Annotated in this window: 15 protein-coding genes; 3 read left to right on the plus strand and 12 right to left on the minus strand. The window is 58.4% G+C overall.

Features of this window, described 5'->3' with window-relative positions; genetic code table 11:
• Positions 1-659: 659 nt before the first annotated feature.
• Positions 660-1109, plus strand: coding sequence for a hypothetical protein (locus HV681_RS24870; RefSeq protein ID WP_254594284.1), 450 nt, complete (start codon positions 660-662; stop codon positions 1107-1109).
• A 71-nt stretch (positions 1110-1180) separates the two neighbouring features.
• Here HV681_RS24870 and HV681_RS24875 read toward each other — a convergent pair whose 3' ends face one another.
• Together HV681_RS24875 and HV681_RS24880 are read right to left on the minus strand one after the other, a co-directional pair.
• The gene (locus HV681_RS24875) at positions 1181-1744 is read right to left on the minus strand and encodes a cytochrome b (protein ID WP_437340402.1); all 564 of its coding nucleotides are present in this window, start codon (positions 1742-1744) and stop codon (positions 1181-1183) included.
• 2 nt (positions 1745-1746) lie between these two features.
• Positions 1747-2781 (minus strand): catalase family peroxidase, encoded by a 1035-nt coding sequence (locus tag HV681_RS24880; protein ID WP_175125854.1) that lies wholly within the window; start codon positions 2779-2781, stop codon positions 1747-1749.
• 388 nt (positions 2782-3169) lie between these two features.
• Here HV681_RS24880 and HV681_RS24885 point away from each other — a divergent pair, with 388 nt between their 5' ends.
• Both HV681_RS24885 and HV681_RS24890 read left to right on the plus strand, forming a co-directional pair.
• Positions 3170-3685, plus strand: coding sequence for a sigma-70 family RNA polymerase sigma factor (locus tag HV681_RS24885; RefSeq protein WP_205736559.1), 516 nt, complete (start codon positions 3170-3172; stop codon positions 3683-3685).
• A complete protein-coding gene (locus HV681_RS24890; protein WP_175125782.1) occupies positions 3682-4419 on the plus strand; it encodes an anti-sigma factor family protein in 738 nt (245 codons plus the stop codon). Before HV681_RS24885 ends, HV681_RS24890 begins: the two co-directional genes overlap by 4 nt.
• 99 nt (positions 4420-4518) lie before the next feature.
• Here HV681_RS24890 and HV681_RS24895 read toward each other — a convergent pair whose 3' ends face one another.
• From HV681_RS24895 to HV681_RS24940, 10 genes are all read right to left on the minus strand, one after another.
• Positions 4519-4851: a hypothetical protein gene (locus tag HV681_RS24895; protein WP_175125783.1), complete on the minus strand. Its 333-nt coding sequence runs from the start codon at positions 4849-4851 to the stop codon at positions 4519-4521.
• 443 nt (positions 4852-5294) lie between these two features.
• On the minus strand, positions 5295-5939 hold the full coding sequence (locus HV681_RS24900) for a hypothetical protein (protein ID WP_175125786.1): 645 nt from the start codon (positions 5937-5939) through the stop codon (positions 5295-5297).
• Positions 5940-6706: 767 nt separating this feature from the next.
• Positions 6707-7882 carry a hypothetical protein gene (locus HV681_RS24905; protein ID WP_175125788.1) on the minus strand — a complete coding sequence of 392 codons (1176 nt, stop codon included), beginning with the start codon at positions 7880-7882 and terminating at the stop codon, positions 6707-6709.
• Complete coding sequence (locus HV681_RS24910; protein WP_175125790.1) at positions 7879-10041, minus strand: N-6 DNA methylase; 2163 nt, start codon at positions 10039-10041, stop codon at positions 7879-7881. The genes HV681_RS24905 and HV681_RS24910 overlap by 4 nt, the downstream gene beginning before the upstream one ends.
• A 425-nt stretch (positions 10042-10466) precedes the next feature.
• Complete coding sequence (locus HV681_RS24915) at positions 10467-12419, minus strand: anti-phage protein Upx-like protein (RefSeq protein ID WP_175125792.1); 1953 nt, start codon at positions 12417-12419, stop codon at positions 10467-10469.
• Between the two features lie 31 nt (positions 12420-12450).
• Entirely contained in the window at positions 12451-14211 is a 1761-nt protein-coding gene (locus tag HV681_RS24920; protein WP_175125794.1) for an anti-phage protein Upx-like protein, read from the minus strand.
• Positions 14212-15322: 1111 nt separating this feature from the next.
• Positions 15323-15637 (minus strand): helix-turn-helix domain-containing protein, encoded by a 315-nt coding sequence (locus HV681_RS24925; RefSeq protein WP_175125796.1) that lies wholly within the window; start codon positions 15635-15637, stop codon positions 15323-15325.
• Positions 15634-15972 (minus strand): toxin, encoded by a 339-nt coding sequence (locus tag HV681_RS24930; protein ID WP_175125799.1) that lies wholly within the window; start codon positions 15970-15972, stop codon positions 15634-15636. Before HV681_RS24930 ends, HV681_RS24925 begins: the two co-directional genes overlap by 4 nt.
• A 269-nt stretch (positions 15973-16241) precedes the next feature.
• Positions 16242-16862, minus strand: coding sequence for a class I SAM-dependent DNA methyltransferase (locus HV681_RS24935; protein WP_175125801.1), 621 nt, complete (start codon positions 16860-16862; stop codon positions 16242-16244).
• Between the two features lie 51 nt (positions 16863-16913).
• Entirely contained in the window at positions 16914-17240 is a 327-nt protein-coding gene (locus tag HV681_RS24940) for a hypothetical protein (RefSeq protein WP_175125804.1), read from the minus strand.
• Positions 17241-17358: the final 118 nt, after the last annotated feature.

Consider the following 17358-nt stretch of genomic DNA (forward strand, 5'->3'; position numbering starts at 1 on the left):
AGTGTGGCAGTAGGCGGTGATGACCTATCGCCTCAATGCAAACGTTGTGCCAACTCGGAAGCGTCCTTTCCGTTGTTCTTTCTTATCAACTGCTTACGGGTGCTTCACCGCTAAACATGGCAATCTCAATGGCGCAAAAGCAGCGAAAGTGCTTTTTTCAACCGAAGTCCGGGCCATTTGTGGCCCGAGATTCTTCAATGGATTGAAAACAAACAAAAAAAATCGGGCCAACTTTGGCCCGCGTGAGCCAAAGTTGGCCCGGTCATCCGCGCTCAGACGAATCGCGCCGACCTTTACGCGCCGCCCTTCGGGCACTGGCGTTTAAATGATGATTGATGTTGGCCCTGTCTGAATTTGCCGAGAGCGTCTGCCGCTGGCGACGTCTGGAAACTTGGGATATGCACTAGGTATGATGCGAATCTCGACAAGGTGTCAGACTCCTTGAGCAAAAGCAGCCACACGCGAAGCGTCATCGCCACGACGCAAGACGCCGCGTAAGTCACCGGAGGCCGCCCGCGCGGCCGAACGGGGACGGGCCTCGCAAGACGCTTCAAATCATCATCGACCGAGATAAGAATCTTAAGAACCCAACCGACCCAGCGACCGCCAAGCTCAAGTCACCCAAGTTCGGCGTGGCGTCGGCCTGGCGTCTAAAGAGGATGGCCACCAAGAAAATGACACCATCGCTGAAGCATTCCGCCCGCCGCGTCGCAATGACGCTAAGCGCGACCAGCCTGCTTGCCGCATGCGAACCCCAACTGCCGCCACCGCCGGCCGGGTCGAAGCTCACTGCTGAAACTATCGCCACGCGTGAGGCGCCGGCTGAGCATCAGTTCAAGGGCGTGCTGGCGGGAAAGCCTATCCATCTGCTTGCGCACAACTGCAAGGTGTATCGGGTAGATCCAGCCGAAGGCGAGAACGTGAGCTGGACGCTGGTGCTGGAAGGCGATTTCTATCCCTTGCCGACGTCATGCTTGAGTCAATCGCTAACGGAAGAGAAGGGCGGCGTGACGGCGTTCATCGGGCGGCAGGCGCTTGGGGCTGGCGGATGTTGCACGGGAACGCCGAAGTATCGGACAAAGGATGGCGTGACGTGGAAGCCGAATTGAATTCGTGTCACCCCCTCTGCGCTTTGATCGCATGGGCCACGGAAGATGCCTCACATGGCCCATTCCCCACGTCAGCGCGATGACACCGGACGCCCCCGCGTCATCGCTTCCAGCACGCCATCCCGCCGCACCCAGCCATGAAACAACGCCGCGGCCAGATGCAGCAGCACCGTCGCGAACAGCAGGAAGGCCAGATAGCGATGCGCGCCCCGCAGCCAAGCGCACAGCGCCGCATCCGCAGGCGCAATGGGCGGCAACTGCCAACCACCCGCCACCACCGGATAGCCACCCGCCGACAGCATCGCCCAGCCGATCAGCGGCATTGCGAACATCAGCGCGTACAGGAGAATGTGCGAGGCCAGCGCCGCATGACGTTGCCAGGCCGGCAGATCAGCGGGCAACGCGGGCGCGCCCTTGAACACACGCCTGGCCAGCCGGATGCACACCAGCGCCAGCAACGCCAAGCCCAACGGCTTATGGATCTGCACCAGCCACTGATGCCGCTCGGACACCGACGCCACCATGCCCACGCCGATGAACAGCATCGCGAGTATGCCGGCCGCCATCGACCAATGCAGCACGCGTGCGAATAGGCTGAACGTGGCTGGCGGCCGGCGGGTTTGATTGGGCTGCATGTTCATTGGGCGCGCTCCGGTTGAGTCGAATGGGGTGACGCAGCGGCAGCTTGAGGCGGCCCTTCGCCCGTGCGGCGTTCATAAGAGGCCGCATAGGCCGCGGAACGCGCCGCCAGCAGCGGGTCGTCGGAAACAGCGATGCCTTGCGGCAACACCGTCGGGTCGTAGTTCACGTCGCGGCAGGGTCCATCGCTTTGCGGTGCGCTGCTGGTAATCACCACGGTGCCGGCGTCGACGGTCGGCCGGTCCGCCGGCCACTGGCGCGTTGCGTCGCTAGTGGAATCGCCGGGCTCGCCCAACGTAAGCAGCAGACGCCAGCGCAACGGCCCTTGGGTCAGTCGCTGTTGCAGATCGGTTTGCAGATAGTCGGCATCGTGTCCCGGCTGCGCCGCAGGCGCCGCCGCGGCGTCCAACGGCGACAACTGCCAGCGCACCGGCTGGCGCTTTCCGTTCCCATCGATCAGGTAGAACGCGTTCAGGCCGTAATAGCCTTCGGTGGCGTAGCTGGCCGAAGGCTTGGCGGTCTTGGCCCACGCAAGGAACGCCGCCGCTTCAGGATGCGCCGCAAAGAAGGCCTGCATTCGCTGCGGGTCGGGCTTGCCCGTCTTGGGATCGGGCCGGCCGGCAAGCTGCTGATCGTAGAACGCCTGCGGTGTCGACAACGGAAACACCGGCATGCTGTTCATGCCGGTTCGCCACTGTTCGCCATTGGCCGACGTGAACATCAAGGCAAAGCTGCGGATCGGTACGCTGGAGTCCGATGCGTAAGGATTGCCGCCGGGCAGCGCCAGCCGTCCCACCACCGGCGTGCTGCCCGGCGCGAACACCGAGGCGGTGGATAACTCGTGTGCCGCGCCGCTGCTTTCAAAGCGACCGATCACACAGACGCCTTTCGCGTGGTTGCGCCGAAAGCCCTCGTGGACGCCGCTGTTGGCTTCCAGGGCGTTCACGATGCGGTCGGGCGTCAGGCGCTGCGGGTCGAGCCAGCCGCCCACGTAGGCGAACGCGGCGCCGGAGGCGAGCACGATGGCGCCGATTGCGGTGAGGCGAAGGAGGGTTTGCGGGGTGGTGAGCGGCCGGGGCTTCTGGGGCCGGTCTTTCGGCGACTGGCCGTCTTGTTGCCGTGCACCCGGCGGTTGGCGATTCGGCGGGAGGCGGCCCGGCGGCTGGCTTCCCGGTGGCGTTTGACCCGGCGGCGGGCCGTTGCGGTCAGATCCTTGTTGCATAAGGCTCCTTGCCCATGGGGCGATGAATACCCCTGTAGGACGCCGCGCGAAAAAAGTTGTTCCGCGATGGAATAAACCCGCCGGGGCGGCGTCTTACTGCATTGACCTGTAAGCTGGTTGCGCAGGCCTGTCCCAGGAACCCGCCATGATTCAACCGGTCCGCGTGCCGCCCGACGCGCCGGCATCCCCCGACGACGAGATGCCAACGGAAGAACTCTCCGACGCCGTGCTGCGCCAACTACTGCCGCGCTTGCGGCGTTTTGCGCTGCGCCTCACGCGCGATGCGGTCGCGGCCGACGACCTGGTGCAATCCACCTTGGAAAGAGCGCTCACCCGCTGGCGCGGCCGCCGTCCGCAAGGCGACGTGCGCGCGTGGCTCTTCACCATCCTGTACCGCCAGTTCCTGGACTCCCAACGCCGCTCGCGCCGCTACGCGCGGCTGCTGTCATGGTTTGCCGGCTCCGACGCCGCCGCGCCGTCGGCCGAACGAGAGGTGATTGCGCGATCTTCCCTGGATGTCTTCGAACGCCTGCCCGAGGCGCAGCGCACGCTGCTGTGGCTGGTCAGCGTGGAAGGCATGAGCTACAAGGCCGTCGCCGATGTTTTAGACGTACCGCTAGGCACCGTCATGTCGCGCCTGTCCCGCGCGCGGAGTGCCTTGCGTGAACTGCATGAGGGCCAGGCTGGCGAGGCTCGTCTGAGGATATTGAAATGAAAGAACGCGCTATTGATGATCTGACGCGTAATGCGTATGTGGATGGACAGTTGGATCCGTCGCAGTTGCAGGAGCTGCAGGCGTATTTGCAGGCGCATCCTGATGAGGCGCAGGAGCTGGAGGCGTGGCGTCGGGATGCGCAGCGGCTGCGGGAAGGGGCCGGCGGGGATGGTTTGCCGGGTAATCCTGCGTTGGATCCTGCTGCGGTGCGCGCGGGGCTACGCGTTCGCACGCGGCGGCGGATGGCGATGGCGGCTAGTCTTGTGGTGGCGGTGGCGATTGGCGGCGTCACGGGATGGAGCGTTCGCGATACGGCCTTGGCGAATCGGGTGCTGCCGATGCAGGATGCGATGCAGGCCTATCGGTTGTTTGCGTCAGCCGATGCGCCGCAGCCGGATGTGCGTGCGGATGCTGGGGATTTGCAGGGGTGGTTGGATGCGTACTTTGCGCATGCCGAGCGGTTGCCCAATTTGAGCGATAGCGGGTTTAGGCCTGTTGCTGCGCGATTGTTGGCTACGGATCAGGGACCGGCTGCGCTTGTTATCTATGAGAACGCGGGGCAGCGCGCTACGTTTTATATCCGGCCGCCTGGGCCGGGGGGGCAGTTTCTGGCGCAGGGGAGCCGGAGGGATGGCGAGCTGGTGGCGCGGTATTGGTCGGGGCGGGGGTACAATTATGCGTTGGTGACGGCGGGGGATGGGAGCGGTCAGAACATGCAAGCGGGTGAATCGTGACGCCTCGGAGCGATTAACGCCTCAGATCGAGCAAGTTTTCGTTGAATCTAACGGCTCGGGCCTGTCGCACATCGCGGCAGGCCCGAGCCGTTTTAGCGCCTACTGAATCGACGCGGGCGCGTCATGCGTGGGGTCGGCGCAATCGGCATCTTGTGCGCACGCTCGTGCCGTTTCCAGCATGGCCTCAGTCATGACGCCCATATGCTCACACAATCCTTCCACGCCGCCCAACAAGGCGGTCACGGTCCATGCGTCCAGCGGCTGCGCACCGGTGGCGTTGGGTTCGGAGGCGCTGTTGCCGACAAGGCGAGCGATCGATGCGATGGCGTATCGGGCGCGGTCGATGTTGTAGAGGTTGGAAAGGGGAACCAGGCCGTGTTCGGGATTGGTGTCGACGGACCAGGGGTTATCGGTGAGCGGGTGGGATTGCATAGACTTCCTCCGACGATATGGAAATCCCGCTGCCCCACTTCCAAATGGGGCGGGCGGGCACAGGACAAGGTTGGAAGACCGGATCGTCGGAACCGGCGTACGACTAGCGCACCCCTGCCAAGGCCCGCCCATGGGGCGTGCGAAGGCGTGCTGACGCGGAGGTCAGCACCGACGAATTTACCGGCTTCCACACCGGACCACCGTTGATTGCGGTAGTCGGGGGAGTATACGGTGTGGTGCGACTCTAGTCGGAAAGGGATGGATAAATTGGCGACTGGGCATTCAGCCTATGTCTGCCTCGGAACGAAACTGCGCGAAAGCTTGCGCTGATCAGAGACGCTGATAGGGAAGGCTAGAAAAGCGCTCAGACGAATAAGCGGCTCGGCAAATTCACCGCAGCGTAAGACACGATGAAATGATTCAAGCCACCCGCTTTCTCCTGCTTATGCGACCGGGTTAAATCTTTGGAAATATCTTTGAATTTCGAGGCGAACTTCGTGCACAGCTTCTCCCACTTGCGACACCCCCACGCCACCTTTGTATAAACGCTCATTTATCTGGTTGTGAATCCAATGATGATTGGTTTCAAGCGTATCCCAATGCTTTCCCTTGGCTAAATCCTCTACGTACTTTTGAAGCACCTCGATTTGCGCATGGAGCATTACTTCGGTGCGTTTCTTTAACAAGCCCACCGTCTTGGCCCGAACGCTCTCGGGAAGAAATGGATCGGATTTATATTTTTGAAGAAGATTTGAAAGCTGCATCTGTTTTGAGCTTACCGGGATACCACTACTCAATTCCCCAGTCTTGACAAATTCGTCTTTGTTTTCTAGCAATTCCTCATTTAGTCGCGCTACCATCTCCTTCACATCGTTCTGCTTGTGCCATGCGGCGTCGGAGTAAAAGTCAAACTCCCGATACAACTCGTCGCTAAGCGCAGCCACGCTTTCAATTACCTTTTTGTGATATTCAGTATTGACCGTATTGAGGATTGTGCTCTTAGCTCTTCGATATGTAAGAACGGCAACTACTAACCCGCCAACGTAGAAGCCGATTTGAGCAATTTTGCTCGCTGAGTCAATGTCCATACGCGCCTTCGAGCTCGTCTGTTAACGTCCGAATTAATACCAGAAATTTCTGTTTACATTCGAGTATACGTCCTTATCACACATGCGCGGTGATCGCGCCTGAAAGCGACACTTGCTGAGCCCCCCGAAGGTGTGTGTCATCCAGCGGTGAGCAATAAATAACTTGAAGCGGTATTGGATGGTCCTTAAGCCCGGGCCCCCGCCTACGAGGGTTGGGTAATAGCCTGCAACGAGAGGCGGTGAGCCGTGGATTTGTGAGGGACTGTGCGAGGGTAGGGTGCCATACAGCTGGAGATGATTTACCTAGTCGGCCCGATGGGCAGTGCATCAAAAGGAGCCTTATTCGGCGCAGTTCCATCGGTGGACGCGCATGCGGTCATTGGTGCCCGCTTTTGGCCGCTACAAGACCTACAATTGCGGCCTTGGAGCGGAAGTTGGCAAAAGGGCGAAGAACTGCTGAAAGGACGTGGCCATCCTGCGAACTACGCGGACGGCAGCGATCGGCCCATAGAGCGCAACGTTGAGAAGCCCGCCTGTCTACCCGATCAGACGTCGCCACCCTACTTACTCAGTTGGTAATCGCAAATATTGATGCTCTGATCAACAAGCGCCTGCAGATTCGGATCACGGTATGAAGTACGCGCTGATCGCGTCGACCAAAGCACTGACCGTTGTGATGGGCAGGTTGCTGAAGCCGCTTCGTAAGCGGCTTCAGCGCGCATGCGTATGCAAGGCCTAGCGCTATTGCAGCGCATTTTCCAAGCACCTTACGTATGAAGCGTCCCAGAGCTACGTAGCTTGACGTATTGAACAGACACGAACCGTGAAATAGCGGCGACAAAGTCCTGCACCAGCAGGTCGTCCATCAGAAAGTCCCGCAAGACGAAGCCGCTCTTAATAACGTCGAAGCGCGGCAATGGCGTGTTGAGCGCTGCCCCCGACAGATGCACGAGGTTGTTTCGGACTGCCTGCAGCACTTCGTCGAAGTCCGAGGCAAGGTCTTCAGCCGTGACACAGGCCACCTGATTTCGGGCGATTTTCAGCGCCGCTCCGAGACCGCCAACAGTCGATACGCCGAGCTTTTCCACTGTCGCAGTTGACCAGTGATCGAGGAACGCATCGGGCACCGCAAGGTTGAGACAGATACGCGACCCGCTTATGTTCTTCAGTGCGCGTTTCAGCTTTATCTCGACTGGTGCTCCGGAAAACGAACTGCTGAAATCGTTGACGCCCAATGGCATCTCGTCGTGAAACTTCACGATGTAGGCTCCCGCCTTCACGTCCGCAGTAACTTGCGCGCGGCTGTAAGCATAGACGTCCTTTGTTCCCGCTCCCCGCGTGAACGAATAGCCATAGCTCGAAAGGACGTCCCGCAGAGTCGCCTCGGCCGCGATTGACAGAAGTGCTACGGCAGCGTCGTTGCGCTTCTGTCGGCGCGCTGTCGCGGCGCTTGAGAGATAGTTGACGACGTACGGAGGTACCACAATACCCCAGGAGCGGGACAGCCAATCGCAACTCATACGCGTCTCAGGCCCACCGGCCGGCAAGCGAATGGGCCATTCCACGACCCAACGCATGTCCGTGGAAAGCGAGATTGTTTCGTCGGGCTGTTCGGTATCGATCCGCAATACGTCTAGCAAATCCTGCGGCCGGTAGCCCGGAACGCCGCCCTGCACTTCGACTTCACGGTAGACCTCTTCGAACAGTTGCAATGCGATATCCAGGCCCCGCAGCATCATAGGAGACTGAAAGATTCTCGCAATCTCGTTTCGCTTGCGGGCGAATTCGACCGGGCTGGTCGGCGCGACAACGTGCGAAGGCGTGCCATTGGTCAACCGCGCCATAGCATCGAACAGCAGGTGCTGAGAGCCACCAAGGAGTTTGATCACGGCATCGAGCGTCCCCTCCAGCGCTCTACCGCTGACATGAACGGGGTACTTCATACCTTCACTCCGAGGTCGAGGTTGCGCACTAGGCCTGAAAGCGCTTGCTCCTTATCCCGAAGCGAGCTTTCGGCAATGTCTCGCTCCTCCTTAGCTAGGGCGACTCGACGGACGATTTCGTCCTGAATATCCCGAGGAGGAACGGGGATCAAAACCCGCCTTAATACCTCTAACCTCAACATCGTCATTACGCTTCCCCCGGCGCTTGCGATCAAGGCCTCGTGAACGTAACGACTGTTGATCGCGATCGCCAAGTACTCTGGCAGGACGAACGCAATATGTGCGCGAATGCGGAAGATATGTCGATTGATGGGAAACTGTCCGCTCTCGATGAGCGCGGCCGCTCCTAGGTAGGTGCTCAGTCCGTTCAGCACGATATCGCCCTCGGTGGCGACCGCCTTAGGGTATTGCAGCACCTCGGCCTCATCCGCTCGGTCTAGCGGATCCAGCTGTATCTCCAGCGGACGAACGGCGCCCGGTCCAATGAACAACACATCGCCTGCGCCCTTCGAGCGACGGATGGCACCGCCTTTTGTCACGAGCGCGATTTCTTCCAGCGGATGATGCTTGAAGGAAGCGAGAGGAAGCTGCCGTTGCGCTCCGCGAGCGAGGTACGGGCCGGCGCTCAGCACGCCTTGACCCGGGGCCGCCGTCGCGGTCAGGCCGAGGTCGTCGTTCCCGACTTCATCGCCACGCATCCACATTTCGAAACGCTTCAAAACATGAGCCAGCCCCGGCAGTGACGTGCAATTAAAGCTGTCCTTTCGCTCGCTATTCTGTGCTTTCGCAAAGAACAGTTCCTCCCTTGATGGCTTGGATCTATCGAGCACGACAATGCTCGCTGCCGCGCCCGAATCGGGCAGGAAGGAACCGACATCAAGCACGGCCTGCAGCCCGTTGCGGAGCAGAAGTTCACGCAACGGCGATCTTTCCGAACTTCCTAATTGTCCATTCGGCAGCATTGCAACGATCCGGCCCGTTGGCGATAGACGTTCTAGCGCATGGCGGAGATAGGCCTCCTCGCTCGACAGCACGCCGCCTCGCCGTTCGCTAAATCGCTCATTTCGGAGGGCTACCCCGAAGGGCGGTGCCAGGAGGATTCGGTCGGCTGCCCGGTCATTGGTGTCCGTTAGTCGCGCAGATTCGAACGGGTCGTAGATCGAAATCAACGGCAATTCAGATCCGAACATCAACTGCTGAACGCAGGCCCACATGGCATCTGTTGCACGGCGAGCCGACAGGATCATATGCGCGGGCGAGGTGGTTCCTTCCAAGCGCACTGCGGCAGATAAGTTACCCAGGCCGCAATAAAGATCCAATACCTGGTGGCCACGTTCGATACCAGCAAGCCGCACAAGCAGATCCGCCGTCCAGCGCGGCAATCGAGCTGCGCCGGATGTTGTCGGATACCGACCCAGAATATCGTCTAGTAGGGCCAGCGCATCGGCCGGTGCGAGCTTATCCAGCTCCGAAGCATCGAGTAGTTCCAGCACCTTCTCGTAGGAGCGCGGTGATGTTAGATCCTGCCTAGTCACGAAGACGAGCGTCTCTACGAACCCCGTGTTTGAAACATCCGGCCATTTCGAACGGGCCACAGCGAGCGCAGCCTCGAAATCGGAACCGCCGATGAGCAGTTCGCAGAATATCTCGCGACCGCGTCGCCGCTGCAAGTGTGCATATAGAACTAGAACTAGGGCTTCGGGCGACCACCGTTGTTGGCGAGACAACTCCAGGATGTTGCGTAACGTACGCTTGACTCCCGCTGTCCGGCTTGCGCGCAACTGAATATCGGATTCAACATCCACCAGATCACGATAGGCTTTCGGCGTCGTCAGCGGTAAGGGCCGGCCTGATTCGTCGGTCTCGAACCATAGCATCTGTAGTCCGTCAGACACTAGGAAGAAGCGCGCGCCGACTTCGATCGCCGCAAACTGGACCTGGCGGATCAATGGGTCGAACGGAAGCAGCTTGGCGTCGCGAGGCAAATTGTCGAGACGCTTGGCTTCGCAAACAATTCCGATGCGACCGTCCAACATCACGACCAAGTCCAGATGCGCGTTACGGCTGGTCCGGTACTCCTGTTGAATCAGTTCCGTTGGATAGCGGAGCTCATTAGTCAAGTAAGCGCGGATACGTTGAACCGCTTGGCGTTCATTCACTCGCCTGCCCTCCCGTTGTCTTTCTCGGTGATTGTTCAAGAACAACCACCCGCAGCATGGTGGCGGACTTTATCACGTGGTCGACCGAATGCATCGAGTGGAACAAATGGGATTGCATGACGAGTGCTTATACGATGATCGTGCACTCCGGCAGTTCAACTACGGGTTCTATTTGGCAAGCCCCCTCCATTTGGCGGCTCGGTAAGCGAGCGTCCCAGACGATCCAGCCGATACTCTCTACCTCTGACACTGCCCGCGCGAAGCAAAGCTGCAATTGGTGAAGATCGCCCCGAGCAGGCCTCTACGAACGTTCACCGACTGGCACCTTGTTTCCCATGCGATCACTCGGTCTAATAGCTCCGCCGGGTACCTATCCCTGGCTTAGACGTAGATTGACCTGCTTTTGGAAACCAGATGGCCTTCGTCTAGGTGGGGAAAGAGGCATCTGAGGCCGCGCTCAGATAAAGTTCTAAGGCATCCACTACAACCACGTCTGACGGCGGAATCGGCAAACTGGAAAGGTACTTGAACGGCACCGCCTGATTGACTACTAGCGGATAGTCGACGTCCAACTCTGCCTCGCTAATCTTGCAGAAGTTGGCCAACTTCGCTGGACTTGTCTGCAACCATCCCTTGCGTCGAAGGTGCTTATGGAGCAAGTCGCCGACATTGCCTTTAAATCGATTGCAGTTCTGCGCAATCTCCGAAATCGAGCGGGAAGCCTTTAGACGTTTGCATTCAATGGCAAGCACGCGCCCATCCGACCGCCAAGCAAGAACGTCGACGTCACCAAGATCAGGGTTTTTTGGTGCTCCTATCCGCGTCAACTTCACTTCCGTCTCAGCCTCCCAGCCTAGCAAACGTAGGCGCGAAGCGACCGATTCAGAAAACTTTCTTCCTAGCTCGTCAACGCGGCCACCAAGCCAGGACCGCATTGCTTTCGAGTGAAAAACATCCTTGTCAAAGGAGGCGCGCTGGATACTTTCCAAAACGTATGCCAGCGACTCGCGAGTGGTTCCGAGACCATATGTGAAAGTGGTTCCCGCTGGGTCATCAAGTACAAGTGGTCTAAGGCTAATTGACAGCCGCCTTTCAAACCGCCAAGGCATCACATCCCGGTGGGCGGATGCTGGTGGGCTTGCCGGCCAAGCCAATCTCCTTGGCAGGCCGAAAGCATGTAAGAACGCGTGGACGTCTGCCAACGAGGCGCCGCTTGCTGCTGATGCTTCGAAGAGGGCATGACTGGTGCAGTCGACTACAACCAAGTTCTTCTTGACGGCGATGTCTTGTAGCGCTCCAGCTATGTGGCGAAACGCTTCAAACGTCATGCCGTACTCCTCTTCCCAGGCGAACAAGAATTTGGGTGTATCTAAAACAAAGTCGTCCGGGGTTGCTTCCACCGGAGCGTCTATGCGAACCAACTTTTCATACTCAGCGGCTGCCTCAGAAAACCTCTCACCAAAGGAGTGTGCCATGAACGGTTCCGCAAGCTCAGCTAGAATTTCGGCGCCGAGGCTGTAGGAGCCATTCGGATGCAATTTCATGCCACTTCTAGCTAGGCCAAAGTGCATCACATCCGAGTTCCGCCCTAAGTCAATCAGGTTGACCATCAAACCGACAAGCTCATCGACCTGCAAGTCATCCGGTGCCTTATCTGAAGTGTCTGAGCACTCGCAAGTGGCCGCTTCAATAAGCGCCCTAAGCGTGAGCTGCATTTGAGCCCGTTCCTGCTCAGCTTCTTGAGCGGTTCGCGTACCTTCGTCGAGTCCATAAAGCGCTCGCACCGCCCGAGCACTTGCCCTCCATCTTCCGCGCTCCCGAAGCAGCGTTTCGTTGTATCCGAGAAGCTTTTCGATGGTCGGGCGCCGAGCCCATTGCCTTAACTTGCTCTGCAATTCAAAGACGAGCTTGTTAACGCAGGAATTAATCGCAATCGACGTTGCCGTGGCGTCGAGCTGAACTACCGCACTGACAGAGGGCAGGCAGGTAAAGGAGGCATGTCGCGCCGCGGATATCCGGTCAGTCGGGGTTTGATATGTCGGCGCCGGGTTAGATATAAGAAGCTTGTCGACGTCGTTCCAGATACGCAACGTGTGCAGGATCTTCGCCGACGGCCCGCCCAGCGCTGCCCTAGCGCTGTCCGCAAGAGAGAGTACGTCTTCGGTTCCTTTTACCATTAGCATGTCGATCGCCTGCAGCACTGCCGTGAGGAATAAAACCTCTCCCTGATTCTCCACACCGAGAAAATTTCTCAGAAATCCCGAGTCAATCCGAACTTCAACCGCTCCCGGAGTTTTCCCAGATTCCACATGTATGCCTGAAGATAGGTCCGCCCTGCTGTTCGCATCCGGCTGATTTATCAACCCCGAGAAGTCCAACCAGACTTCAGAAAGAGGCTCTTTGAGAGCGCTACATGGCCCCCCCCTGGATTAATGCGCGGTACAAGAGGAACTGAAGGGACTGCCATAACTCGTACACAGGCCTCCGGGCCTCTTTGTCTTGCGGTGGTTTCACCCTCACCCACAGTGTGGCCCCTGTCACCGACATGTAAAACGCGAGTTCGCCTTGAGTGGCCGAATCGACGCTAACGTAAGCGGGAATTCCTCTGAGCGAACGATAAATTGCGTGGGAATCGGACATTTGTACATGTGTGAGCGTACCTTCCCCCGGGAGCTGAGCGGCGTGGTCGTCGAGCGCACGACGACGCGTCTGGCGATACGTCCGAACGTAATCCGTACCGATCTGCACGTAAGCCGGGCGGTCGTGTCGACTTTGTGAAAGGCGCAGACTGAAGTTCTGCTCCAGCCAGAACTGATAGAGATTTAGAAGTCCGTTGTAGTTGGGAAGCTCGTAGCCCTGCTCACCGAGTGACTTTTTCTGCGTGAGCAGGTGAAACAGTCGGTCCTGGGGACTGTCCGGGTCCTGCAACAACATGGCGAGATCTCCTAGACTGGAGCCTACGGCGGACCAACCCTTACGCTCGGATATGTCTGGCAGAGTGGTGGCTTGGCCGAGAAGTCCTCCGACTACGACAGTGTGACCAGCACTGAAGTCCGCCGCCTCGATGACTTTACGCACGCCTTCCACATGCTTCGCGACCTGTATCACTTCATCCGGCGAGAACTCGTCCGGCGCGATTAAACCGACGCGTAGAAGCCGGTCCAGGTCGGTTCCGATCACCAGGTAGTGCAGGAAGTGGCGCCTCGCAACAGCTACAACAAGGCTTCGGCAGATACCAGCAACGCCCTGTAGATGAAAGGGAAGGCGCAACAATTGTGGGCCGTGACGGCTTTTCCTGCTCGCAAGCTTGATCAACTGTCCATGCGCAAACTTGAGCATCGCTGCTTTCAACCTCGGCGACAGGTGGCGCTCCTGAGCCCAACACATGATGAAATGCCGCAGGGCATAAGAGACCGCGCTCGGCGAACTTAAGATGTAATCATCTCCCACCCTCAATAGCGGACGACGCATCTGCACCGTCTCTTGACTGGGGTCCAGGAGCAATTCGGAATTTTCCGAATCTGCAAGAAGAAACGGCGCCAGCGCTTCTGGAGCAACGCCAATTTCTTCAAGGTCGGGAACCGTGAAGGTCACTCGCCGCGCAAGCGTCTTTATGTCGGGACAGCGATGTATTTGAATCGGCCGTCGAGGCATTGACGTTGCAGATTGCCACCTTCGAAGCCCAGAGCGCTCCGCTACGGCATTTGAAAGCCGCAGTAACCCGAGCACTGGTTCCATCCAAGAGCGACTGACTTCTTCCGGTGCAGCGTCCAACGCGCCAAGAAGCAGCTGAATGGATTTATCCGCCTCTTCCCAGAGACCTGGGAATATTTGGAATCCTCCCCAGCGGGTTACGATGCCAAGAACAAAAACGTCTTCCGGTGGATCTTCCATTCTCACGACGTTTGAACCGCCGAGCTGCCGGTTTAACCATGTGTCAAAGTGCTTAACGGTGGGACGCTTCTTCCCGCGACAAGCTCCGAGCGCCAACTGGGATAGAAGTTCAAGGCGTAGTGACGCCGCGTGAAGCTCAGGAACAGTCATTAGACCGCTGGCGATAGCTACTGTGCATCCCATGTCGTACCCCGCCAAAACGCCGGCAAGCAACCTGACTTTGGGATCGAACAAAGGCGGTGACAAGGATTCTTCTAAGCCTTGGTCGAAATTCAATGGTTTACCCCTCTCGAAGTTATAAATACCGCGGGAAGACAACTGAACGAATGCTGATTCTGCTGACCTACAAATGCCGATCTTTCCTTCCCGAAGTCTATTCGAAGGCGACACCACCGACGTCTTCTGAAATCGGCGCGCGCGAACGCCCTCAGCCCAGGGCCTTCCATGGAACGTGTATAGACGTAAGGACGTGAAAACGCCGCCAGGAGTGGCGGCGAGTTCGCCAAAGCCTTTGCCAGCTTCCCAACTGAGCCATACTGCAGTAGTGCCGGAACATTTGGCGGAAGTTGGAGCCCGCAAGGCAAGGGGTGATCATTGTGGCCACTGGCTTGATCACGCAGCCCAAACCCCTATTTCCAGGGCATACGCGGAACTACGGTGGTAGCAGCTATCTTTACTTCACGCATATAAGGCGAATCCCGTACGATGTCTTGCTGTCAGGCGTCAGTTCGCCCGACGAAATTTTTTCTTTTCGAGATTGAAAAGGTAGCCGACAAATCAAATGAGAAATGGACAATTATCCCGATGATTTAGCGCCGGATTTTGAGGATAGCGGAGCAGTCGCCACACCATTTCATGAGTGGTGGACCCGTGTCCAAAGTCGATTTCCGAATGTTCCTGAGGAGGTCGCTCGGGGTTGGCTCCATCGGCATTGGAGTCATTCACCATTTGGGTGGCTGCCTTCCGCGAATTATCAATTCCAACTTGCCGCGTGGCCCAGGGAACAAATCAATCAGATTCGCACAGGCTGGACAGATTTTTCCCCGGATCATGCTGGGGCCGTCGAGCATGGCCGCTATCTAGTAGTCGACTGCAGAAAAATACTCGGTGGTCCAGGCCTTATAGGCTTCATGACCGCGAACGGAACGTTCCCCGTTCCACCTGTCGTGTTGGACAACCGCGACGATCACATTAGGCTCCTGCAAGAAGCTCCGCTTCCTTACCCCGCTAGCTTTCTGTTGGTTGAGGGCCATCGCCGTTTCAACATCGCCGCATATTTGGCGCAAGAACGTTTGCTACGGCCAGCGGTCCCCATTTGGGTTATGAGCCGACGTAGCGGCCTATGACCAATGCTGCAGAGCGCCGAAGCTTCGATGTTTGCGGCCAGCTACACCTCCGCCAACCGATCCACCGTATCCGGAAACTTCTCCACTAGGCGTATCAACAACGCCGCCTGCGCATTCGGTTTCGCGCGCCCTTGCTCCCAATTCTCGACGGTCCGAGGATTGGTACGAAGATAGTGCGCAAACACCTGCCTCGAGAGCTTCAGCCGCTCTCGCAACGCCAACAAATCTTCTGCGGTCACTTCGGGCGCAGGCTTGAGTTCAACCTTATGCGTGCGCAGCGTCCGCTTGCCTTCCCGCGCCTCCGCTAGCGCCTCAAACCCTTCGGCGATCTCCGAGTACAAGTCACGCTTCTTCATAACCTAATCTTCCTTTCGTATTCGAGCATGCCCTTGAGCGCCTGTTTAGCTCTGGCGGACAGATCCTTCATCTCGTCCTTGTCGAACAGGGTGAACAGCCAAAACTGCGACCCGCCGTCCCACCAGTAGTAGATGACTCTCAGCCCCCCGCGCTTACCTTTGCCGCGGCGGTGGTCGCCATGACGCAGCTTGCGCAGTCCCCCTGTGCCCTCAATGACGTCACCCGCTGCGGGGCGCTTCATCATGGCGTGTTGCAGGTCGAGAAAGGCGTCGTCATCCAGGTACTCGGCCCGATAGCGCGAGAACGCGGGCAATTCTATGAACAGGGCTTTCATCAATGTACGTAAGTTACGTATAAATAGCAAGTGCGTTGAGGTTGGCCGCCATGCCAGGAATGGCTGAGTGTTCGCGATGAACATCCTGCGAAACACGCCCTGGCTCAAGGCAGCGGCGATGAGCCGCTCATTGTGGCGAGCCACCCTGCATTGATGAATTCTGTTGGCCCACTATCAGACGACGTAACAGCGCTGCCCGCTCAATTCGTCCGCTTCTGATGCACGCACCTGCTTGATCCCGATCCAGACCTCGCAACGTTGCTGGTAAGTCATGTTTTCTCCCCAACCCGCCTGACGAACCACACCGTCGCCCCTCCACACCCGGCATCCTCCACCACATGCCGCACCACCTCAAACCCACTCCCCCCCAACAACTCCCGATACTCCGTCCCCTCCAAACTCCCGTGATACAGCGGCCTCCCTTCAAACTCCCCAATCGCCTCACCCAACCCCGGCCCGCTGGTAAACATCAACACCGCCCCCGGTCCAGCCAACCGCCCGAACTCCCCAAACATCCCCCGCTGATCCTCTGGCGATAGATGAAAAAAGCTATGCCAAGCGATCAACCCATCAAACGGCCCCGCAACCGGCATCTTGCGCATATCCCCAGCAATCCACTGATGCTCAGGAAACGCCACCTTCGCCCGATTCAATAACGGCACCGACGTATCCACACCCGTGATCCGGCAGCCACGCTCAATCAAATACTGAGCAATCGGCACCCCAAACCCGCACCCAATATCCAGCACCCGCGGACTCGTCCCCGGCAGCAGCGCCAGAAACGCATCCAGCCACGCGCGCTCGATCAGCCCCCTGCCTCGCTGCAGCACGAACGCGTCGGCATGCTCCCGATAGATCGACACCACGTCATCAGCAGGCGACTTGGACATCTTCAAACTCCCGTTACGGCGACCGAAAAACCCAGCGCGTTGGCGAGCGAATCAACCGCAAACGCCCGAATCCCCATGGAAGCACTCCCAAGCCTCCGACTCAATATCCTCAATCACCACCCCATCCTCACCCGCGATGGTGAACTGCCCCTGGCTATCGCCAATACTCGCCGCCCCATCCAACCCCAGCAGCAGCGAATACATCGTGTCCCGCAGCGCCAGATCCAAAACGCCACGCACACCCTCAAGCTGCTCTGCCGACAATCCCAACCCCCGCACCTTGGCCGTGACCGCGCTCCCGCCGTCCGCCGCCATGAACGTCTCCAACAGCTCGCCCCGCAGCGCATTCCAATTACCGACAAATTCCTTCGCGTCCATTCGATTTCCTTAACGTGTCCCCAACCCGCGGCCGCATACCCAACCCCAACCGCGCTCCAATCAACCCAAAAAAAACAAGGGCCGCATAATCGCGGCCCCTGCATTCACTACTTTCTAA

The sequence above is a fragment of the Achromobacter animicus genome, from assembly GCF_902859585.1.
Lineage (GTDB): Bacteria > Pseudomonadota > Gammaproteobacteria > Burkholderiales > Burkholderiaceae_B > Achromobacter > Achromobacter animicus.